Origin of the sequence: Rhizobium sp. BT04, from assembly GCF_030053135.1 — a bacterium.
Classification (GTDB): domain Bacteria; phylum Pseudomonadota; class Alphaproteobacteria; order Rhizobiales; family Rhizobiaceae; genus Rhizobium; species Rhizobium binxianense.
The window spans coordinates 1,072,855-1,094,227 of record NZ_CP125652.1; the positions used below are offsets into that span (position 1 = coordinate 1,072,855).

Sequence of the window (21,373 nt, forward strand, 5' to 3'; positions counted from 1 at the left end):
CGGCTAATCCTCGTTTCAATAATTCAAGGATCATTGAAATATGGACCAGCGTCAAGCCCTCGCCGCATTCAGCGCGCTGTCGCAGGAAACACGCCTGCATATCATCCGCATGCTTGTCGTGTCGGGGCCGGATGGAATGGCGGCGGGCGCCATCGCTGAAAAGGCGGAGGTCTCCCCGTCCAATGTCTCCTTCCACCTGAAGGAACTCGAGCGCTCCGGTCTGATTGCTCAGCAGCGGGAGTCCCGCTCGATCATCTACACCGCCAATTACGAGACGCTTGGCGGTCTGATCCGTTTTCTGATGGAGGATTGCTGCGGCGGGAACCCGGAGATCTGTGCTCCGGCTGCTGCCGTCGCCGCATGCTGTAGACCCGCAACCAAGGAGGAACTGCAATGACCACAGACCGCGTTTACAATGTGCTCTTTCTTTGCACCGCCAATTCTTCCCGCTCGATCCTGGCGGAATCCATCCTGGAAACCGAAGGCAAGGGCCGGTTCAAGGCCTATTCGGCCGGCAGCCAGCCGAAGGGTGAGGTCAATCCCCATGCACTGAAGGAGCTTGCGGCACAGGGTTACCCCACGGCCGGCTTCCGCTCGAAGAGCTGGGACGAGTTCGCCGAGCCTGGCGCTCCAGAGATGGACTTCATCTTCACCGTCTGCGACACCGCCCATGGCGAAGCCTGCCCGGTCTGGATCGGCCATCCGATGACTGCCCATTGGGGCGTCGAGGATCCGGCCGCCGTCGAGGGCAGCGAAGTCGAGAAGGGCCGCGCCTTCGCGCAGGCCGCCCGCTTCCTCAAAAACCGGATCATCGCCTTCCTCAGCCTGCCATTGTCGTCGATCGACAAGCTGGCGTTGGAACAGCACCTGCATCAGATCGGCGCCATGGAAGGCACGACCGCAAAACCGGCGGCCGGCTGATGGCGTCTTTCGATCTGCCGCGCCGTCTGGTCGCTGAAGCCCTCGGCACCGCCATGCTGGTCGCGACCGTCGTCGGCTCCGGCATCATGGCAGCGTCGCTGACCGGGGATACGGCGCTTGCACTGCTTGGCAATACGCTGGCGACCGGCGCCATTCTGGTGGCGCTGATCACCGTGCTCGGACCGATCTCCGGCGCCCACTTCAACCCCGCCGTCTCGCTGGTCTTTGCGATGTCGCGCACCCTGGAGAAACGCGATCTCGCCGGCTATGTCGCCGCGCAGATTTTCGGCGGCATCGTCGGGACGATCACCGCCCATCTGATGTTCGCCCTGCCGATGCTAGAACTCTCGAGCAAGGTGCGCACCGGCGGCGCGCAATGGTTTTCCGAAGGCGTGGCGACCTTCGGCCTGGTGGCCATCATTCTCGCCGGCATCAGGTTCGAGCAGAAGGCAGTGCCGTGGCTGGTCGGTCTCTATATCACCGCCGCCTACTGGTTCACCGCCTCGACCTCCTTCGCCAACCCGGCGGTCGCTTTGGCCCGGTCGCTGACCGACACCTTCTCCGGCATCCGCCCGATCGATCTTCCAGGCTTCTGGATCGCCGAAATATCAGGCGCGATCGCAGCCCTTCTCCTCTTCACCTGGCTGTTGAAGCCGGGCGCTTCATCAACCCTGTCGTCAGAGGCAAAACTATGAACGTCACCATCTATCACAACCCTGCCTGCGGCACCTCGCGCAACACGCTGGCGATGATCCGCAATGCCGGCATCGAACCCGATATCATCGACTATCTCGAAACTCCGCCGTCACGTCAGGAACTGGTCAGGATGATCGCCGATGCCGGCCTGACCGTGCGCGATGCCATTCGCCAGAAGGATACGCCTTACGGCGAACTCGGCCTCGACAACCCGGAACTCAGCGACGACCAGCTTCTCGACGCCATGCTGGTGCAGCCGATCCTGATCAATCGCCCATTCGTCGTCACGCCGATCGGCACGCGCCTTGCTCGGCCTTCCGAAGTCGTGCTCGATATCCTGCCGGAAACCCACAAGGGCGCCTTCACCAAGGAAGATGGCGAGAAGGTGCTCGATGCCGAAGGCAAGCGCATTGTCTGACCTGCCCGCAGCTTCTCCGATGCATCTGCATCAGCCGAATATGGATGCACTCAGGCCTACGTTCTCGACGCACAAGCCGCGCATCCTGATCCTTTATGGCTCCCTGCGAACAGTGTCCTACAGCCGCCTCCTCGCGCAGGAGGCCTCACGGCTGCTCGAATATTTCGGCTGCGACGTGCGGATCTTCAATCCGGAAGGCCTGCCGCTGCCCGACGCGGAACCGGCGAGCCACCCAAAGGTCCAAGAGCTGCGTGAATTGTCTGCATGGTCGGAAGGCCAGGTGTGGGTCACCCCTGAACGGCATGGCGCAATGAGCGGCATCATGAAAGCGCAGATCGACTGGATTCCACTGTCGGTCGGCTCGATCAGGCCGACACAGGGCAAGACGCTGGCGGTGATGCAGGTCTCCGGCGGCTCCCAATCCTTCAACGCAGTAGGTCAGCTCCGCATTCTTGGCCGCTGGATGCGGATGATCACCATCCCCAATCAGTCCTCGGTCGCCAGAGCGTTTCAGGAATTCGACGCGAATGGTCGAATGAAACCGTCATCCTATTACGACCGCGTCGTCGACGTCTGCGAGGAACTGGTGAAGTTCACGCTGCTGACCCGTGATGCCTCGAGCTATCTGACCGATCGCTACAGCGAGCGGAAAGAGGAGGCTGAGAAGCTGGAGCAGCGCGTGAGCCTCAAATCCCTATGACGACGAACGACACCGAAAGGGCGCCGGTGGCCGCCATCGCCGGGCTCGGTCTGACGCAGATCATCGGCTATGGGACACTCTACTACAGCTTCAGCATTCTTGCGCCCGACATGGCCCGTGGTCTTGACTGGTCATCGGAGTGGATCTTCGGCGCGCTCTCGGCCGCCCTTCTGATCGGCGGCCTGGCCGCCCCTCTCATGGGCACGTGGATCGATCGCTTCGGCGCCGGCCGCATCATGACGGCGGGCTCGGCGATTGCCGCCACAGCCCTTGCCGCCTGCGCCTTCACGCCAGGAAAAATTGCCTTCGTCGCCGCCCTGATCGCCATTGAGACGGCCTCGAACCTCGTGCAATATGCCGCCGCCTTCGCCCTGCTCGTCCAGATCAGGCCGCGTGTCGCCCAGCGCAGCATCACCTACCTGACCCTGATCGCCGGCTTCGCCTCGACCATCTTCTGGCCGATCACCACGGCGCTGCATGCGCACCTCTCCTGGCAGGACGTCTATCTCGTCTTCGCCGCCCTCAACTTGGCGGTCTGCCTTCCCATTCATGCCTGGCTGGCGCGCAGCACCGGCGACATCGGCAGACGCGAGGCGAGCAGCGAGACAAGGCGCATCGAGCCCAGCCTTCCCGCGTCGATCCGAACGCCGGCCTTCATTCTGATGGTCGCGGGCTTTGCCCTGCAAAGCTTCGTCAACGCAGCACTTCTGGTCCACATGGTGCCCGTCATGTCGGCCCTCGGCCTTGGCGCCATGGCGGTGATGGTCGGCACCCTCTTCGGCCCGTCGCAGGTGCTGAGCCGCTTCGTCAATATGGTCTTCGGCAGCGGCCTGCCGCAGCTGACGCTCGCCCTCATTTCCGCCGTACTGTTGCCGGCAGCCCTTGCCGTGCTTGTCTTAACCGCGCCATCGGTGCCGGGCGCGCTGGTCTTCGCCGTCGTCTTCGGCCTCGGCTCGGGCCTCAGCAGCATCGTCCAAGGCACCTTGCCCCTGGCGCTGTTCGGAAGCGAAGGTTATGGCCGGCGCCAGGGACAGGTGCTGTCTGTCCGCCTTGTCGTCTCGTCGACGGCGCCTTTTGCGCTCGCCTTCATGATGGGAACGATCGGCGTGTCGTGGTCGCTCACAGTCGCAGCGCTGCTCGGCACCGTCGCCGTTGCCGCTTTCCTTGCCATCTTGCGGCTGACGCGCCCGGTTGCCCGGTCGGAAACTATTCCCAAAGCAGGAGAAGCGTGAGCCCGGTCATCGCAGCATCATTTGACGACGGCGGAACCCTTGACGATGTCGATCGTCTCGCCGCCATCGAGGCCGATGCGGTCGCCGTCGGGCGTCGTCATGAAGCAGCCGGAAGGGCAGAGGCTCTCCGAAGCACCGGCATCGACCACGACCTCGACGCGCTGGCCGCTCTCGGTGATAACAAGCACCACGGCGGCGGGGTCGGTGTTGGTGATGGATGCCGCCTCGGCCGCGGGCGCGGCAAGCAGCGGGACAAGCAGAACGGCGGCAAATCTTGCCATCATGTGCGGCGGCGCGAACGCGCCCTCCCCTCGAACGACCGGTGCTGCCCTCGGCAGCGATCCCGATGGTGGAGATGATGCACATAGATCTGTGAATGATGGCTGAATGAGCCGTTCAGCTCTTCAAGCTGCCATCCGCCCTGCGCCCGCGCAGTTGCCGCACGGGCCGCTCTTCCTCCTCCATGGGCTTGTCCCCTGGAATTTCCTGGCCATCCGACAGATCCCTGCCCGCATCGGCAAACGCGGGACGAGCGTCCCGGTGGATGGTAAGATCGGTCTGTGGCAGCGGGATCTCGATGCCCTCGGCCTTGAAGCGCTTGAGGATCTCGATCCTCAGATTGTTGCGCACCGTCATGCCGTCGCCCATGTCGGCGAGGAAGAAGCGCAGCTCGAAATCCAGCGAATAAGGCCCGAAGCGCAGGAATTCGACATGTGGCTCCGGGTTGCGCATGACGAGCGGAATCTTCGCCGTCAGTTCGAGCAGGATGTCCATCACCTGCTGCGGATCGGCGTTATAGGCGACGGAAACCGGGATTTCCGAGCGGCCGATCTTGTTGCGGTGCGTCCAGTTGCCGACGAGGCCGTTGATCAGCTCCGAATTCGGCACGATGATCGCTTGCTTGCGGAAGGTCTCGATCTCGGTGGCGCGCACCGAGATGCGCTTGACGATGCCTTCGGCCGTACCCGAGACGACATGATCGCCGACCTTGAATGGCCGCTCGACGAGCAGGATCAGGCCGGAGACGAAGTTGGAAACGATGTTCTGCAGGCCGAAACCGATACCGACCGACAGCGCCGAGGCGACGAGCGCGAAGCTCGACAGGTCGATGCCGGCGGCCGAAACGCCGATGATTGCCGCAATGCCGACGCCGAGATAACCGATGCCCGTCTTGACCGAATTGCGCACGCCGAGATCGACATGGCTTCGCGCCATCACATTGCCGTCGAGCCAGCGCTGCAGCCAGCGCGTCAGCAGGTAGACGCCGGCAAACAGCAGGATGCCGGTACAGATGCCGAGCAGCGAAATGCTGATGCCGCCAAGCCTCACCTCCGTGAACAGCCGGTAGGCGATGAGCTGCAGGTCCTGCACATGGAAACCCCAGAGCAGCAGGATCAGCGGGATGCCGACGAGCAGCGCCACCGCATAGATGGCAAGGCCGACGAGCAGGCCGGCCTGGTCGATCGCCACCGGCCCAAGCTTGAAGCGGCGCGTCAGGAAGCTTGCAAAGAAGGTGTCGCCGAAGCTTTCCTGCTTTGATATCGCCTTGCCGGAGAGCAGACCGACATACATGGTGGCAACGACCGCGCCGGTGATGATCAGCTGTGTGGCGACGAAGCGCGCCAGCCCGACATAACCGGTCAGCGCGGTGAGGATGAGGCCGGCGCCGACGACGCGCAGGATGATCCCCATGCCGCGCGGCCAATGCCGGCCCGGCGCGTCGGGATCGCCGTTCTTCGCCAGCATCGGTTTTCCGAACGAGGCCGCGATCAAGATCAGGCCGATGATCAGCGCGGCAATCAGGCTCCTGACCACGGTCAGCACCAGCGGCGAGCCCATCGCCTCGCCGATCGTACCGAACAGATAATCAAGCGCGTTGACGATCGCCATCGCCAGCACGCAATAGCCGATCGAGCGCGCGCCGAGATTGGAAAGCCGGACGAGCCGCCAGTGCGGTTCGTTCGGTGCAAAGATGGCGTTGACGAAACGGCCGACGAAATAGACGAGCCCGATCGCCGCGAACAGGGCGCCGATGACAGGTGCGATGTCGGGCCGCAGAACATTGAAACTATTGAGGAAGAAGAACGAGGTGACGAGCAGTACGGAGAGCGCCAGCGTACGGATCAGCGTCGACCAGAAGGCGATCGACAGCCGGCCGATATAGGACGGGTTCTCGATCGCCTCGTCCCGGCGCAGATACGAGCCGAACAGCCGATAGCTGCCGGATAGCAGAATGAGCGCCGACGCAAGCGATAGGAAGATCGCGGCAAACAGTGGGAACCGCTTGAACTTCCAGACGAAAGAGGCCCAGCTCGACAAAGCCTGCGAGAATTCGCCGGCCTCGTGCACGAAGGCGCTCACGGCATCGTCGAGCACCGAGACGGAGATCTCGGTGCGCCTGAAAAGCGTGTCGGCGAAAAGCCGCCGCCGCATCTCGATGATTTCGTTGAGGAGCTTCGTCACCGCGATCGACAGATTTTCGGCGTCACCGGTCACCGCGTTGATTTGCGCACGCTCGGCAGTCAGCGCATTGCGCTCGTCCGTGACAATCTTCGCCTCGGGCGGCTGCCCATCCTTCGGCGGATCGCCGATCTCGGCAAGCCGGTTCTTGATTTGGTCGAACCGCGGCCGGAGATTAACCGATATGGTGATGACAGCGCGGCTGAGCTCGTCGGCCTTGGTCGCAAGCCCGACCAGGGCATCGTCATTGTCGGCATTTTGCTTGGCGCCGTCCTGAAGCGCCGTCAGTTGGACCTTCGCCTTGTCGATCTCCTTCGCCGCCTGATCGAAGGGCGTATCGGCAAGCGGCGCCTGAGCGGCCGCCGCCGGTGCCTGCGGCTCCTGGGCGAAGGCCGCGGCACCCCTGAAATGCGCGCCGGCGACCGCCAGCGTCAGCAGAAGAATGGTGCGAAGCAGGATCGGTCTCAGCCGCAAAAGCGCCTCCGGAAAGGTTGTCGTCAGGATAGAATGCCTGCTTGTCATAGCAAACAAAGGCGACAGAAAGGCGGAATATCCCCGGAAAGCCTTAGAAGCCGGCATCGGGCCTGGAGAGATAGTCGCGCTCCGCCGCCGTCGACTCCCGCCCGAGCATGGCATTGCGGTGTGGAAAACGGCCATAGGCGGCGATCACGTCGCGGTGGCGGATCGCATAATCTAGATATTCCTCATCGCCAAGCGCGGTGAACAGCGCCACCGAACGTTCCTGCTCGTCAAGGTCTTCGGCATGTTCGAAAGGCATGTAGAAAAAGGTGCGGCAGGCTGCTTCAACCGCCTGGTCGGCGCCTGCTGCGAGCGCGAGCTTGGCTTCCCGAAGCGCCAGCCCGTCGGTCGCAACGGCAAGCGGGGTGCCGCGATAGATATTGCGGGGAAACTGGTCGAGCACGATCATAGCCGCCAGCCGGCTTGCCGGGTCAGCGCGCCATTCGTTCTCGACGCTCGCGGCGAGGGCCAGATGGGTATCACGAAAGTTCGCACGAATCTCCGCGTCGAGTTCCGGCGTCGCACGGAACCACAGCTCCCGGCCGCATCTGACGAACCAGAAATCATAGACTTCCCCAGGTCGGCGGATCGTCGTCATGCTTCCTTCCCTAGCGTGAGCGGATACAATTGAATCACTTAAATTATTGTAAATGCTATAAAATTTTGATCAAATCAACCCCTCGTCCGCCTGTCGGCACCTTTCCCACTTGCGGGGAGAAGGGGATTTGCCGCAACCTCTCCATCCCCACCCTCGCCTCGTTCGGCACTCCCCTCGCCCCGTTACGGGCTAAGGGATGTACACATCTCGCAAGGCCCAACCTGCGGTACATGCTTTGATATATTGTAGGCCATTGAAGAAGGTGATGGGGCCCGGCGGCTTGGAGGAGGAGTAGCCGTTCCAGCCTCAGAGCTTGGCAATGATCCGGGCTTCGCTCTATTGCACAGACAGGCCAGCGGCTTCAATTCCCGAAATAAAACGCTTTTGATCTTCGGTCCGCACCAGCCGCCTGGCGACCTCCTGCCTGATGTTCGGGATCAATGCGGGTGACTCGCGCCTGATCCAATCAAGCTGTTCCTCTGCTTCCTGCTTTTTTCCGAGCGTGCCGAGAATGGAGAGCAATACGAGACGATGCATCGGATTGTAATTGAGGTCCGACATGCGCGACCATAGTTCCGCAGCCTGCGTATCGCCCCGCATGAAGGCACAGAGCGCCATTCCGACCTCGTAATATCCGCGTGGTCCGGCATTCTTGCCGACTGCCTCTGAAATCAGTGTGCAGCCTCTATCCCATTCTCCCGACATCGACAGGCGCAGGCCGTATTCACCCGCCACCTCGGTATCGTTCGGATTGTTGGCATAGGCGGCGGCGCCGGCGCTGAGGGCCCCGGCCGGATCATTGCCGAAAAAGTTGGCGAGCATCAGTGCCTGAAGAGCGCGTGCATTCTTCGGGTCGAGCCGCACGGCCTGCTCGGCAAGTTCCTTCGCGAGGTCGAGCGTGGCGGCCGTCGATTTCGTGTGAAGTTGGTATGAAAAGCGGAACTCGTCGAGATGGATCAACGAAAGAAGGGCGAAGATATTGGAATCGGCCGGCATCTTTTTCACGGCCTGCTGCAGGCAGGATTTTGCCACCTGGTGAGCCTGCACGGTCATTTCGCTACGGTAGCTATAATAGGATAGCACGCATGAAAAAACGTGCGTGCTTCCGGCGATGGTCGCGGTATCGGTCTGGAACATGACGCCGAACGGACGCGCGACCGCCGTGGCGATATCCCCGGCAAGGCTCGCTTGCGTTTGCGGGATGCCTTGCACCTTCATGTCGGCATCATAATTGCTTGCCCAGATGACGGCGGCATCCGCCCGCCGCACGAGTCTGGCTGTCGAGCGCAGCCTGCTGCCTTCGAGCCGCACACTTCCCTGAAGGGCATAGAGCGGCTGCGACGAAGCTTCGCCGGTTTTATTCCGCGGCATGGCGGTGACGACAACGATATCATTGAAACGGACCAGCTTCTCGATGATGTCGTCGGTCATGCCGCGAGAGATGTCGGAGGCAAGGCTCCCGTCAGAGGCGCTTTCAAAACGCTCGACGATAATGGTAGGGCGATTATCAGCTCCTGATGTCGTTTCACGCTCCGTGCTCGGCGATCCGACCTGCCGAAGAAGAGCCGCTGCAGAGGCCAGGACAATCACCGCGCCCGCCGCAAGAAGCCAATATCGGCCCGGCGATAAGCGCCGGTCCGCCTGGTCGGGGCTGATCGTATCCGAGGCCGCACTGATCTGAGCGTTATCGTCGCCTGACGAGCTTGCCCGATCGGACTGCTTGAGCGGTGACATATCAGCGGGTGCAGCACTGCTGATGACATCGAAGACTGGCGCGTAGCCGCCCTTGGGGATGGTGATGATGATCCGGTCCGCGTCGCCGGCGGTCAGGTAGTAGTGTTCCAGTTCTCGTCTCAGCCGGCCGGCTTCGATGCGAACGCAGGGATCCTGTTGGGCATCGAAGTTCGCGTCTCTGCCAAAAACGGCCTGTGCGATGGTAAAGGCCTTCAGGTGGTCGCGACGGCCTGCGAGCGTTTCCGTGACCACGAATTCAAGGAATTTTCTTGCCCGTTCGGGAAGGCGGAACTCCCGGCTGGAAAGAATGCGCTCAAGTTGCTGCTGCACCTCCTCCTGTGAGGCGGTGACCCTGTTTATGCCTGCACTCGTCATCGGTTCCCCCAGACTCCGATTGCGAACAACCAGCAGCACGCAGTCCTAAACAATAGTCCCCGTCAGGCGTGACGGCAATGCCGCCCAGCCGAATAACCTAACCAACGCTGACCGAATCCCATGAATAGCCAAATGATGGACGTAAGTCACAGTTTACGAAATGCCCGCGTAGGATACCGTATTCTACCGGTGCCGACATGTATTTTACTGCCTTAGTCTCCAGGCGCGCTCTATCATCGCCGTGTATTCTGGAGGAGCCTGCGATGACATCACCTGAGACCTCTACACCTCATCCCATGACAAGCGCAGAGGAACTGCGCAAACGCGCTCTGGAGCTTCAGCTTGTCGAGATGGAGCGCAGCGAAAAGATCAAGGCGCGTGAAGCAAAGAAACACGCGGAGTTCGTCGAGGATTTTTTCCGCAAGCACATTGGCGAAGCGGAACGCGCCGTCATCAAGAGGCTGGTCATGAAAGCGGCCGCAGACGGCAAATACGAGGCGCTGATCTACAGCTTTCCGTCGACGTTCTGCACAGACAGCGGCCGGGCCATCAACAACAACCTGTCCGGATGGCAGAAGACGCTGCAGGGAAAGGCAAAGGAACTCCTCGAACTTTTCGAGGAAGTTGCCAGGCCGCAGGGTTACGGGTTGAAGGCCATGGTCATCAACTTCCCGGACGGCATGCCGGGAGACGTCGGCTTCTTCCTCACTTGGGAGCCGCCCGTCGAGTGACCGGCAGCAGATAGAGGCGATCAAATTGAAAGCAATCGAGATCGAGCGCAAGTTCCTCGTGCGTAACGATAGCTGGCGCGATTGCGCCGGCATGTCGCATGTCCTGCAGCAGGCTTATCTGTCTCGAGATAAGAACTCGGTACGTGTTCGCTTGATTGACGACCGTTCTGCTTGCCTGACGATCAAATTCCGCACAGTAGGGCTCGCCAAGGACGAATATGAATACGAGATTCCTATTGAGGAGGCACGGGACCTGCTTCTCCATGCGACGGGCCACGTCATTGAAAAGACCCGCTACCCGGTCCTGCACGAGGGCAGAACCTGGGACGTAGACGTCTTTGCCGGAGCCTATGAAGGATTGACGCTCGCCGAGATCGAGATAGCAAGCGAAGATGATCGTCCGGCCCTGCCGAAATGGCTTGGGCGGGAAGTCACGGGCAACAAACGCTATTCCAATCGCGCCATGGCGGTTGCATCATGCCGCCGCCCGCAGATGCATGGGGCGCCTGACCACGGCGCCGCGCTTTAGAGCAATTCCAGGAAAAGTGCGAAGCGGTTTTTCCAGGCAAAACGCGAAGCGCTTTTGCCGGGAATTGCGTAAAAACAAAAGGAGAGCGGTCCTGAGCTTCCATTAGAAGCTCAACCGCTCTAAGATCCTATTCGCTTACAATCGTCCAATTGGTGTCCGGATTGAATTCCTTGATCGCGGCAGCGCGCTGTTCCGTTTGCGGCCCCAAATCGCGTTGATAGATGACGCTCATCCCGTTGACGACAAAGGTCTGCACGCCGGTCACCCGGTATGTGACCGGCCAGGCGACGAGCGCAAAGCCACCGGTCATATAACCATTGATGACGTAGCTTTGTTTGCCGCCCAGTACGTTGTCGCCCTGAGCGGTCAGGATGCGATAGCGATATCCGAAATAACCTTCCCCGCGTTTGGCGGCGCCGAAGGCGGCTGTCTCGACCAGCGCGCTTGCCGGGCTTTCCTCCGCATAGACGCTCGGGTCCCAGTAGAGGCCGTCCAGCTTGCCCGGACTGCTGATCAATTTCTTGGCGAATTCGTAAATACCGTCACCGTCTCGGTCATCGGATGCATATTGATACTGTGCAGCCACATATTCATGCATCGTGTCGATCGTCGCGAGTTCGTTTTCGCCGATGCGCCGATTGATGATCTCCTCGAGGCCGCGCTGCGTGTCGAAGGACCATTTCCCGTCTTTGTCCTCAGTCAGCGGAAACGGCAGAGGCCAGAGCCGATCGCCAATCGCGACGATCTTGGCACCTTCGACGTCTTTCAAGATCATCTGTCGCTCGGCGCCTTCCCGGATCAATCCATAAGCGATCATGGCCTCGTTGCTCGAGCGCAGCTTGTCTGCGTTCAGACCGAGCAGATCCCCAAGATCCCCGATATTATTGGAACCGAGCACCGATTTCAGCCGATCGAGTGCAAGAGACGGGCTATCGAATTTCGGTGCGGGCGTTGCCGCCTTGTATTCGGCGAGATCCGTCTGTACCTGCGATAGCGCCGGCGTCGTCGGCATCGTGCAAAGCGCTGTCGCAAGCATGAACGAGATTACCATCGATTGACGTCTCATGATGTAACTCCATGGGCTCGTAAGGGGTGTCATCGCCGCCCGCCGCCACCGCGGCCACCACCACCGCGGCCGCCGCCGCCGCCGCGAGACGGCATCGGGCGCGAGTGCTGAACGGGACGGGCTGCCGGGCGGTGAGCGCCCATGCTTTGCGCGCCTCGTTTCGAGGCGACGGTCTGCTGGCGGCCGGACTGCACGTTGCCAAGTGCGCTCGACTGGCGTCCGCGATTGTCGGGCCGGGCAGCCATCTGCGGTTTGCTGGGTTTCTTGACGGATTTCTGTGCGGGCTTGGCGGAGGGGCGATTAGCCGAATTTTGAGAACGGGTTTCGGGCCGGGATACGTTCTGACGATTGGCCGCCGTCGGCCTGTTTGCCTGCGGTTTGGCCTTCAGCCCTTGCGCCGTATTTTTTCGGATATCTTCCGCGCGAGCGGCCGTCCCGCGATTGCCCGGCCTCTGACCCGCCTGCATATCTGCGGCCTTGTTGCGCAGTTGATTGCGATTGTCGGCCTGAAGTCCCGACTTGATCGCCGACCGGTCCAGCTTGGCAAGTTGGTCTTTGCCGATGCTCAGCTTGCTGCGGTCGACATTCGCCCAGTCGACGTCGTTCCACTTCATTTTTCCGTTGAAGTTGCGATCATTCAGGCAATTGTTGCAATCGATGTCGATATCGCCGTCCCAGCGACCACCCCATACGCCCCAGTCGTCCCAATTGACGACGGCCGCCCAGGCAAGCCCGGTGACCGCGCCGGCAAAGAACGCTGCGCCCGGATAGTAATAGCTGTCGTAATAATCGGGATAATAGGAGATCGGCGCCGCGGCATAGTCCGGTTCATAAAGCATTTCCGGCGGATATTGGGGGATATAGATCTTCTCGGGATCGGTCGGCCGGATAATGACGTTGTCGTTTTCGGTGACGACCGTCACCTTGTCATCCGTCTTGATGATGTTCTTTGCCACCGCCTCGTCGCGAAGCTGCTGGATGGCAATCAGCACGTCCTTCTGCTGATTGGCGAGCGCATCGGCGAGTGATTGAGTCCAATCGAGATCCTCGCTCATCATCTTGATGATGTCAGGGTAGTTGAGCAGCGAAACGACGCTGCCGTCCCAATCGCTTTTGGGCTTGAGATCGGAATTTTTCTTTTTCGCTTCCAGGAAACGCTGCGCTTCGATAATCTGCAGGGGAAAGAGGGAGGCGGCCGAAATCGCCGCGACCAGTTCGTCGGGATAAAGCGCGATCCGCGCCACCAGCACCTCGAGATCATCCTCCGAAAGAAGGGTAGCCGCGGGCTGCTCTGCGCCCGTCTGGGTGGGCGCCGCAGCCGGCGCAGGGGCCTGTGCTCGCACGGGGAAGGCTGGCTGCAGCGCAATGATCGCCAGAGCCGACAACCCACCAAGCAGTTTGCGGGAAATTGCTTTCATCGCACATGGACCTCCCTAGAATCAGTTGAATGACGGATGCGTTCACGGAGATTTCGGGCCGATGACGGGTGACCGCCGGAGCATCACAATTTTCGATTGTAAAATCGCCTCCCTCATCTCTTTTAACAGGGCATCGACCAGGCCTGCATATTCCAGCCGCCGCGCTTCTCTCAACGTGTCGGGCAACTGTTCGACATGCGCCAGAGCCTGCGCTGCGGCAGCGAGATCCTCGCACATGCTGTGAAAGGCCTCATCGACGTAGAAAAGCCGCTGCACCAGCCTCGCCTGGTCGGGAAAATAAGCCTCTGCCGTTTCAAGGACGGACAAATATGTCGAACCAGTTTCTCCCGACGCCATCTCCGCCCCCGCCGACGAAACTGCACTAAGCAGTCCGGAAACTATATAACAGGCGAACCGTCTGGAGACGTAAAATACGCGATCCTACGGCAGCCGGCTTCCGCGAGGCGCATCCCATCCGAGACGGCGAACGGGATTCGTCGCCGATCTCGCACCTTTGCTTCCCACGCTGACAAATTCCCCGGCGGATCGTCCGCGAACGCCCCGATAGAGATTACGCGATGCTACGGGCCTTTGCCCCGAAACGGGCCTACAATTCCCCCTTCGCTTGCGATCGACGGCTCGGGGAGACCAAGCCGGAAGGGAGGGGTCGTGTTTCTCGACTATTTTGCCTTGGGCGTATTGGCCTTTGTCGTGGTCACCCTTTTCTATGCCGTGATTGCCATTCACGACATTCCACATCTGATCGCTAAGGCGCGCAATCACCCCCATCAGGATGCCATCCATATCGCCGGATGGGTCAGCCTCTTCACGCTTCATGCGATCTGGCCGTTTCTGTTCATCTGGGCAACGCTTTACCGTGAAGACCGCGGCTGGGGTATCCGGCAGGACGGAAAATTATCGGCGGAAGGCGAAGCGAATGCGGAAATTGCTCGTCTCCATGCCCGGATCTCCGAGCTCGAGGCGCAAACGCCGGAGAAGGAGACCGCCTGATGGATCTGCTCCTCATACTGACCTATGCCGCGATCTGCTGGACGATCTTCAAAGTATTCAGGATTCCGGTGAACCAGTGGACGCTCGCGACGGCCGTCCTCGGCGGGATCTTCCTCATCTCCACCCTGCTGCTGTTGATGAGCTACAATCATCCCTATTCGAGCGACGGGCGCATCTATTTCACCTCGGCTCCCGTTATTCCCGTCGTCGGGGGGCAGGTCGTCGAGGTGCCGGTGACACCGAATGCACCCTTGAAGAAGGGCGACATCCTCTTTCGCATCGATCCCCGGCCCTATCAGTTCGTGGTCGATCAGAAGAAAGCCGCACTCGCCGAAGCCGAGCAGTCGGTTCTGCAATTGAAAGCGGCCGTGGACGCAGCCAATGCGGCGGTCACCGGCGCCGAGGCCTCGAGGGACAGGTCCCTGCAGGCCTTCGAAAAATTCCAGCAGTCGAACGAGAATGCAAAGTCGAGCGGCAGGGGCGCGGTCTTTTCCGAACTCGAGGTCGAAAACCGGCGCGGCATCTATCTGACGTCGGAAGCTACGGTCGACACCGCCCGCGCACAAGCCGCGCAGGCAAGACTCGCCTACGAGTCTGACATCAACGGAACCAACCCGACGGTTGCAAGGCTGCAGGCGGAACTGAACAATGCCGAATACGAGCTTGATCAGACGGTGGTGCGGGCGCCGACCGACGGCTACGTCACGCAGGTCTTCCTCCGCCCTGGAATGATGGCCAATCCCCTTCCGCTGCGGCCCGTCATGGTCTTCATCGACAGTCAGGACCGCATGCTGGGTGCAGCCTTCATCCAGAATTCGCTGCAGCGCGTCCACGTCGGCGACGAGGCCGAGGTTGCCTTCAAAGCCGTACCCGGCAAGATATTCAAGGCGCGGGTGCAAGAGGTCATCGATGTGATGGCCCAGGGCCAGTTGCAGCCGAGCGGCGCGCTGATCGACCCGCAATCGCCCGAGCGCCTATCACCCGGACAAACACTGGCTCGGATCGAGCTGCTCGAAAACACCGATGATTATCAACTGCCGGGCGGCGTGGTCGCGGAGGTCGCGGTCTACACCCACCATTGGCACCATGTCGCCGTCCTGCGCAAGGTGCTGCTGCGCATGAGCAGCTGGATGAACTACGTGTTCCTCGAACATTGATGCGTGCCAGCAGCAAAGGATAAGGAGCCAGCGGTGATAGGAAGTCTTCCGATGATGAGGGGCTTGGCCGGCTTCAACAGAGAGTGGCTCCGCAGTGACATCCCGGCCGGGCTGTCGATCGCCGCAGTCGGCTTGCCGAGCGCCATCGCCTATCCCGCCATCGCCGGCCTACCGCCGGAGACCGGCATTTATGCCAGCATCGTCGCCCCGATCGCCTATGCGATCTTTGGTCCTTCCCGGCTTTTGGTCGTCGGGCCCGACGCTGCGACCATGACCGTCCTGGCCGCCGCCATGGGCGCCATCATCGCGGCCGAACCCACGGCGGCAGGTGCCGACAGGGTCGCCATCGCGTCCGCCCTTGCGCTTGGCGTCGGCGTCTTCTGCATCGCGGCGAAATTGCTGAGGCTCGGCGTTCTCGCGAGCTTTCTGTCCCGTCCAATTCTGGTGGGCTTCTTCGCCGGCGTATCGCTCTCGATCCTTGTCGGACAAATCGGTCGCTTCACCGGAGTGAAGATCGAATCGGACGGACTGATCCCGCCGCTTGTCGAAATGCTCGCCAAGAGCAGCTTGATCCACTGGCCTTCGCTCGTTCTCGGCCTCATCATGTTCGCCCTGTTATGGATCGTCCGAGCCTTCCGGTTCAGAGTTCCGGGCCCTGTCCTGGTGGTTGTCCTCTCGGTCGTCCTTTCAGCGATCTTCGACTTCCAAGGCCGGGGGATTGCCGTTGTCGGCGATATCCCAAGCGGACTGCCGAGCCTATCCCTGCCTGCATTGCATCAGATGCCTCTCGATAAGATCGTTCTCGGTTCGGCCGCGATCTTTCTCGTCAGCTTCGGCGCAGGCATCGTCGCGGCAAGAAGCTTCGGGTCACGGACCGGAGAGGAGGTCGACGCCAATCAGGAATTGATCGGACTTGGCGCCGCCAATATCGCGCCCGGCTTGTTCGGTTCGTTTCCCGTCAGCGTCTCGGATTCCCGAACCGCGATAAACTTGTCGACGGGCGGCGTCTCTCAGGTGGCAGGGCTGGTATCGGCCGCGACGCTGATCGCCGCGCTTGTTTTCCTTCAGGGTGCGCTGCGGATACTCCCCATTCCCGCGCTCGCCGCAATCCTCGCGACGGCGGCGATCAGCCTCATCGATATTCACGAATTGAAAAAGATCTGGCGCATCAGCCGCATGGAATTCATTTTTGCGCTGATCGCCATGTGGGGCGCAATCAGCTTCGGTGTTCTCAACGGCGTCATCGTCGCGGTTGCGGCAACGCTCGTCTATCTATTGCGTCAGACGATGTTTCCCCGCGACGGTCTTCTTGGCCGTATCGAAGGGCGGCACGGCTTTTTCGATCTCGCCCGCTTTCCGGAAGCTCGCCCCATCGAGGGCGCCGCCGTCTTCGCCATCCAAGGCAGCATTCTGTTTTACAACGCCGATTACGTGCGCATGCGGCTGACATCGGTAGCGAAGGGACTTCCTGCCGAAACCAGATGCCTCGTGCTCGATGCCAGCGCCATCACGCATATCGACAGCACCGGCGCAGCCGCGCTCGATGCCGTGGCCGAGATCCTGGCAAAGCGGAATATCGTCTTCGCAATGAGCGACCTCGGCGAACAAAGCCGCGGCATCCTTGAGCGCGCGGGGGTCGTCGAAGCGATCGGCGTCCACAATCTTTTCAACGGCAGGGAAGAGGCCTTGCGAGCGCTGATCGGAAGTGGCGGCGAGGCCAGCGGCACCGCGTCGGCAGGCTAGGATATGTTCGCGCAAGGGAGAGAGAAATGGACGAGAATTACGAGCCCGCAAAGGCGGATGGAGGGGCAGATCGCGTCGGAAAGGACAAGAAGAAAAAGAAATCATGGAATTATGACAAGGAAATCGAGCGCCTGCAGGTCGAGTTGGCTCATTTGCAAGCCTGGATCAAGAAATCCGGCGCGAGAGTCGTCATCGTCTTCGAGGGGCGGGATGCCGCCGGCAAAGGCGGCATGATCAAGCGTATAACGGAAAGAGTCAGTCCGCGGGTCTTTCGGGTCGTGGCATTGCCGGCGCCCACCGACCGCGAGAAATCTCAGATCTACATGCAGCGTTATATCGCTCATATGCCGGCCGCCGGCGAAATCGTCATATTCGACCGCAGTTGGTACAACCGCGCCGGCGTCGATCGTGTCATGGGATTCTGCAGCGAAAAGAAGGCGCAGCGCTTTCTTGAACTGGCGCCCCGCTTCGAGGCTGCGATCGTCGAAAGCGGCGTCGTTCTGCTGAAATACTTCCTGACGGTCAGCGAGGAAGAGCAGGAACGCCGTTTCAGGCGCCGGATCGACGACCCGATGCGACAGTGGAAACTCAGCCCCATGGATGTTGAATCCTATCAGCGCTGGTGGGACTACACGCGTGTCTATGACGAGATGCTGCGGATGACCGACAGCAACCATGCGCCGTGGTGGGTGGTGCCCTCGGACGATAAGAAACGTGCCCGGGTCAATTGCATCTCGCACATCCTGCAGTCCATCCCTTATGAGCGAGTGAAGTTTGAAGCACCCGATCTCGGCAAACGTCAGAAGCGGCCGGCGGATTTCGTGGAGGACCGCAGCATCCGCCATGTTGTGCCGGACGCGACGTCATAAGACGACCTCAGCCTGGAGCAAATCCAGGAAAAGTGCGAAGCGGTTTTCCCGGGCAAAGCGCAAAGCGCTTTTGCCGGGAATTGCGTCAGAACAAAAGGTTGGAGCGGTTCTGCGTTTCCGCGAAAAGCTGAACCGCTCTCGAACATGGCGGACGGGACGCAACGATGGAGAAAACAGGCGATACGGCGGCGCAGGGAGCCGGGTCAGGGCAGATTTCGATAGAGGCGAGAATAAGCGATCTTGTCCGATTGGGCATCGTCGGGCTTTTTGCCTACTGGACGGTCGTTCTGATTGCTCCCTTTGCGCTGATCGTCATCTGGTCGGCCATCCTTGCAGTTGCCCTTTTCCCGATATTCGAGGCGCTTTCCAGGCTGATCGGAAACAGGCCCGTTATCGCGGCCGTCATCATCGTCGTCTTTTGTCTCGTGCTGATCATCGCGCCCCTGGCCCTCGTTGCGGTCAATTTTGCCGACACCGCGCAGGCGTTGATCGGCAAGTTACGGGCGGGGAACTTCACGCTCCCCTCAGCGCCGGCCGCTATTCGGGAATGGCCTGTCGTTGGCGAGCGGATCCACGATGCCTGGAATAAGATCGCAAGCGATCTGGCCGCTACCATCATCAAGTTTCAGGCGCCCATTCGTGAAGTGACGGGCGTTGTCGTCACGAAGCTTGCCTCGATCGGCGGCGGTGTTTTGAGCTTTGTCGTTTCGATCATTCTTTCGGGCGTATTGCTCACGCAGTCAGCACGCCTGGCTGCAACCATACAGGTGCTGGCAAGCCGGATTGCCGGTGAAAAGGGTGTTGGCTTTGCCCGGCTGGCGGGAGCCACGGTACGCAATGTATCGCGAGGCGTCATTGGCGTTGCCTTCCTGCAAGCGCTGTTATGCGGACTATGTTTTACCGTTTTTGGCGTTCCGGCGGGCGGGCCTTTGACCTTTCTTGTGTTCGCCCTGTGCCTGATGCAGCTCGGGCCTGCACTTATTCTTTTGCCGGTGATCGTTTGGGCATGGTTCTCCTGGCCCCTGTGGATCGCCTTGGCTTTCACCGCCGTTGCGATCCCCATCATGATCGTCGACAACATACTGAAACCGATCTTGATGGCGCGCGGCCTCTCCACTCCAATGCCGGTGATACTGATCGGCGTCATCGGCGGCACTTTGTCACAAGGCCTTCTGGGGCTGTTTTTGGGGCCGGTCGTTCTCGGTGTCTTCTACGAACTGCTGAAAGCCTGGGCCTGGCCTTCGGTTTCGACCGGATCGGAAAATAGCCGCCCCCCGAGATTCGATGCTCAACCGGAACGCATCGAACACACGCAATGACGGTCCGTCGAGGCGCCAGCGGCGCCTGGCGGGACTCACCTATTCTTGCAGTAGACGACAACCTCCTGCTCGATTTCGCGGCAGAGCTGTTCATACTCGATGATGAGCTTCTCTTCCCTCGGGCTCTTACTTCGGAACCGCTCCAGCGCATCGACAGCAAGATCGTAGGATTCAAACATCTCCGCGAGCGCTTCACTGGTCATGCTCTCCAGAAGATGCCGGATATCGGGGAGCCGCAACATCAGTTTTCTGCGGCCACGCTCTTTGCTCATGGATCAGCTCCGCATTCAACGCACCCCTGCAACGGATACGAAGTCACCAAGGTATCGGATCGTTCCCCGAGATCACGAATAAATGTACGAGAGCCCGGCGGTGTCGGCAATCTGACCCGGAGAGGTCTAGCTGCTGTCTCGGTCCGTCATGCTCAAGGCCTTTACCGTGATGGCGGCAATGACGCCGGTCAGCACGATCCCTGCAAACCCGATGACCAAAGCCAGTATTCGTGCCGAAACATGTTTGGGCGTGAAGTCGCCATAGCCGATGGTAAGTCCCGTCACGAAGGTAAAATAAAGCGCTTCATCGATCCGCCAATTCTCGATCCGCCAAATTGCAAGTCCGGATGCGACCATGATCGACACGATGCCGGAGAGGATCGGCCAGATGACACGAAGCTGCTTTGCAAGTGCGACGAAGAATAGCCTTCTCACCTGGCGGGTATGCGGTCCGCCGCCCGATCGCTCCTGTTTGGGAACGCGGGATCTCATCGCACTGCCGGCGGCAGGACGTACAGCGTTATGGCGAAAATCATGTACACCATCAGCACCAGGACGCCGACAAACCATGCCGATCGCCCGCTGTTGGTGACGAACATCGCAGTCACCGTCGCAAGGAACATCATCGTCACGGCACCTGGCCAGAATTGCAGATCCATCGGTGACGGACCGATGATATAACTCATCAAGACCAGAACGGGCGCAACGAATAGGGCAATCTGGGAAGCGCTCCCGAGGGCGATGCCCACGCTCAGATCCAGCCGGTTCTTGCGCGCGCCGGCAAACGCCGAGGCCATTTCGGCGGCGCCGCCGACCAGGGCGACGACGATGAAACCGACAAAGGCGGGAGTCATTCCGAAGGCTTCGGCCGCTTCCTGCACGGACTCGACGAAAATCTCGCTCACCAAGGCCACGATTATGGTGACGCCGGCAAGCGTACCCAGAGCAAGGCCGATCGGCCACGGCGCTTCGCCGGCCTCGGCATGTTCCGTTGAAGAAAAAAATTCCCGGTGCGTCCCAAGCGTGAACAACAGCCCAAGCCCGTACCCGACGATCAGTAAGGCAGCCAGGCTGAGACTGAGCGTTTGAGTGACTGGTGCGACCGATGCCGCGTCCAATCCGCCAAGCGCCGAAGGCATCAGCAGGGCGATTGTGGCCAGGAAAAGCAGGCCGGACTGAATACGCGCGCTGGCCCGGTTGAATTCCTGAATGTGGTATTTGAGCCCGCCGAGCAGAAACGAAGCGCCCAGCATGAACAGCGTGTTGGTGACGATCGCTCCGGCGATGGATGCCTTGACCAGCGTATATTCGCCGGCCTGCAGGGCAGCCAGCGCGATGACCAGTTCGGTAAGATTGCCGAGGGTCGCATTCAGCAGCCCGCCCGCGGCGTCACCCGTCTTGGCGGCAACAGATTCGGTCGCATGACTAAGCAGGCCGGCCAACGGGACGATGGCCAGCACCGACAGGACGAAAAGCGCCGTGTGGGCCTCGGGGAAGAGCGCCGCAGCTGCGAACACCACCGGCACGGCGGCCAGCAGCCAGAGCATGGGGCTATCGCGAATCTCTTTGAAAAGAAGCCTCAACCTTCACTCCCCTCTGATCACC

Annotated in this window: 23 protein-coding genes; 13 read left to right on the top strand and 10 right to left on the bottom strand. The window is 60.6% G+C overall.

The window, feature by feature from the left end; translation table 11 throughout:
- Nucleotides 1-40 precede the first annotated feature (40 nt).
- From QMO82_RS13840 to arsK, 6 genes are read left to right on the top strand one after another with little or no spacing between them, the layout of a single operon-like run.
- Complete coding sequence (locus QMO82_RS13840) at nt 41-397, top strand: helix-turn-helix transcriptional regulator (protein ID WP_183606999.1); 357 nt, start codon at nt 41-43, stop codon at nt 395-397.
- Complete coding sequence (locus tag QMO82_RS13845; RefSeq protein WP_183606998.1) at nt 394-921, top strand: arsenate reductase ArsC; 528 nt, start codon at nt 394-396, stop codon at nt 919-921. The genes QMO82_RS13840 and QMO82_RS13845 overlap by 4 nt, the downstream gene beginning before the upstream one ends.
- A complete protein-coding gene (locus QMO82_RS13850) occupies nt 921-1,616 on the top strand; it encodes an MIP/aquaporin family protein (RefSeq protein WP_183606997.1) in 696 nt (231 codons plus the stop codon). The genes QMO82_RS13845 and QMO82_RS13850 overlap by 1 nt, the downstream gene beginning before the upstream one ends.
- Nucleotides 1,613-2,035: an arsenate reductase (glutaredoxin) gene (gene arsC / locus QMO82_RS13855; protein WP_183606996.1), complete on the top strand. Its 423-nt coding sequence runs from the start codon at nt 1,613-1,615 to the stop codon at nt 2,033-2,035. Before QMO82_RS13850 ends, arsC begins: the two co-directional genes overlap by 4 nt.
- Entirely contained in the window at nt 2,010-2,735 is a 726-nt protein-coding gene (arsH, locus tag QMO82_RS13860; protein ID WP_183606995.1) for an arsenical resistance protein ArsH, read from the top strand. Before arsC ends, arsH begins: the two co-directional genes overlap by 26 nt.
- Nucleotides 2,732-3,967: an arsenite efflux MFS transporter ArsK gene (gene arsK, locus QMO82_RS13865; RefSeq protein WP_183606994.1), complete on the top strand. Its 1,236-nt coding sequence runs from the start codon at nt 2,732-2,734 to the stop codon at nt 3,965-3,967. Before arsH ends, arsK begins: the two co-directional genes overlap by 4 nt.
- Nucleotides 3,968-3,984: 17 nt before the next feature.
- Here arsK and QMO82_RS13870 read toward each other — a convergent pair whose 3' ends face one another.
- The 4 genes from QMO82_RS13870 to QMO82_RS13885 form a co-directional block, all read right to left on the bottom strand.
- Nucleotides 3,985-4,251 (bottom strand): hypothetical protein, encoded by a 267-nt coding sequence (locus tag QMO82_RS13870; protein ID WP_003560251.1) that lies wholly within the window; start codon nt 4,249-4,251, stop codon nt 3,985-3,987.
- A gap of 112 nt (nt 4,252-4,363) precedes the next feature.
- Nucleotides 4,364-6,901, bottom strand: a complete 2,538-nt coding sequence (locus QMO82_RS13875; protein WP_183606993.1) for a mechanosensitive ion channel family protein — start codon at nt 6,899-6,901, stop codon at nt 4,364-4,366.
- Nucleotides 6,902-6,992: 91 nt separating this feature from the next.
- Nucleotides 6,993-7,544, bottom strand: a complete 552-nt coding sequence (locus QMO82_RS13880) for a DUF924 family protein (protein WP_183606992.1) — start codon at nt 7,542-7,544, stop codon at nt 6,993-6,995.
- Nucleotides 7,545-7,880: 336 nt separating this feature from the next.
- The gene (locus QMO82_RS13885; protein WP_183606991.1) at nt 7,881-9,653 is read right to left on the bottom strand and encodes a hypothetical protein; all 1,773 of its coding nucleotides are present in this window, start codon (nt 9,651-9,653) and stop codon (nt 7,881-7,883) included.
- Nucleotides 9,654-9,916: 263 nt separating this feature from the next.
- Between QMO82_RS13885 and QMO82_RS13890 the strand changes: the two genes are divergently transcribed.
- Both QMO82_RS13890 and QMO82_RS13895 read left to right on the top strand, forming a co-directional pair.
- Nucleotides 9,917-10,384: a hypothetical protein gene (locus tag QMO82_RS13890; protein ID WP_183606990.1), complete on the top strand. Its 468-nt coding sequence runs from the start codon at nt 9,917-9,919 to the stop codon at nt 10,382-10,384.
- A gap of 25 nt (nt 10,385-10,409) precedes the next feature.
- On the top strand, nt 10,410-10,913 hold the full coding sequence (locus tag QMO82_RS13895; protein ID WP_210305704.1) for a CYTH domain-containing protein: 504 nt from the start codon (nt 10,410-10,412) through the stop codon (nt 10,911-10,913).
- A gap of 127 nt (nt 10,914-11,040) precedes the next feature.
- Here QMO82_RS13895 and QMO82_RS13900 read toward each other — a convergent pair whose 3' ends face one another.
- Genes QMO82_RS13900 through QMO82_RS13910 form a run of 3 tightly spaced genes read right to left on the bottom strand, consistent with a single transcriptional unit; the run spans nt 11,041 to nt 13,754 of the window.
- The gene (locus QMO82_RS13900) at nt 11,041-11,979 is read right to left on the bottom strand and encodes a DUF2950 family protein (RefSeq protein WP_183606989.1); all 939 of its coding nucleotides are present in this window, start codon (nt 11,977-11,979) and stop codon (nt 11,041-11,043) included.
- A gap of 29 nt (nt 11,980-12,008) precedes the next feature.
- Nucleotides 12,009-13,397: a DUF3300 domain-containing protein gene (locus tag QMO82_RS13905; RefSeq protein ID WP_183606988.1), complete on the bottom strand. Its 1,389-nt coding sequence runs from the start codon at nt 13,395-13,397 to the stop codon at nt 12,009-12,011.
- 42 nt (nt 13,398-13,439) lie between these two features.
- Nucleotides 13,440-13,754, bottom strand: a complete 315-nt coding sequence (locus tag QMO82_RS13910) for a hypothetical protein (protein ID WP_183606987.1) — start codon at nt 13,752-13,754, stop codon at nt 13,440-13,442.
- A gap of 312 nt (nt 13,755-14,066) precedes the next feature.
- On the opposite strand from QMO82_RS13910, the gene QMO82_RS13915 reads away from it, so the two are divergent.
- From QMO82_RS13915 to QMO82_RS13935, 5 genes are all read left to right on the top strand, one after another.
- The gene (locus QMO82_RS13915) at nt 14,067-14,408 is read left to right on the top strand and encodes a DUF3302 domain-containing protein (RefSeq protein ID WP_183606986.1); all 342 of its coding nucleotides are present in this window, start codon (nt 14,067-14,069) and stop codon (nt 14,406-14,408) included.
- A complete protein-coding gene (locus tag QMO82_RS13920) occupies nt 14,408-15,565 on the top strand; it encodes an HlyD family secretion protein (protein ID WP_183606985.1) in 1,158 nt (385 codons plus the stop codon). Before QMO82_RS13915 ends, QMO82_RS13920 begins: the two co-directional genes overlap by 1 nt.
- A gap of 51 nt (nt 15,566-15,616) precedes the next feature.
- A complete protein-coding gene (locus tag QMO82_RS13925) occupies nt 15,617-17,308 on the top strand; it encodes a SulP family inorganic anion transporter (RefSeq protein WP_210305703.1) in 1,692 nt (563 codons plus the stop codon).
- Between the two features lie 26 nt (nt 17,309-17,334).
- On the top strand, nt 17,335-18,177 hold the full coding sequence (gene ppk2, locus QMO82_RS13930) for a polyphosphate kinase 2 (RefSeq protein WP_183606983.1): 843 nt from the start codon (nt 17,335-17,337) through the stop codon (nt 18,175-18,177).
- Nucleotides 18,178-18,341: 164 nt separating this feature from the next.
- Nucleotides 18,342-19,496, top strand: a complete 1,155-nt coding sequence (locus QMO82_RS13935; RefSeq protein WP_183606982.1) for an AI-2E family transporter — start codon at nt 18,342-18,344, stop codon at nt 19,494-19,496.
- Nucleotides 19,497-19,531: 35 nt separating this feature from the next.
- On the opposite strand, the gene QMO82_RS13940 is transcribed toward QMO82_RS13935, so the two are convergent.
- The 3 genes from QMO82_RS13940 to cax form a co-directional block, all read right to left on the bottom strand.
- Complete coding sequence (locus tag QMO82_RS13940; protein ID WP_028756251.1) at nt 19,532-19,768, bottom strand: hypothetical protein; 237 nt, start codon at nt 19,766-19,768, stop codon at nt 19,532-19,534.
- Between the two features lie 126 nt (nt 19,769-19,894).
- Nucleotides 19,895-20,260, bottom strand: coding sequence for a potassium channel family protein (locus QMO82_RS13945; protein ID WP_272782353.1), 366 nt, complete (start codon nt 20,258-20,260; stop codon nt 19,895-19,897).
- The gene (gene cax, locus QMO82_RS13950; RefSeq protein ID WP_283196647.1) at nt 20,257-21,351 is read right to left on the bottom strand and encodes a calcium/proton exchanger; all 1,095 of its coding nucleotides are present in this window, start codon (nt 21,349-21,351) and stop codon (nt 20,257-20,259) included. The genes QMO82_RS13945 and cax overlap by 4 nt, the downstream gene beginning before the upstream one ends.
- Between the last annotated feature and the right edge of the window lie 22 nt (nt 21,352-21,373).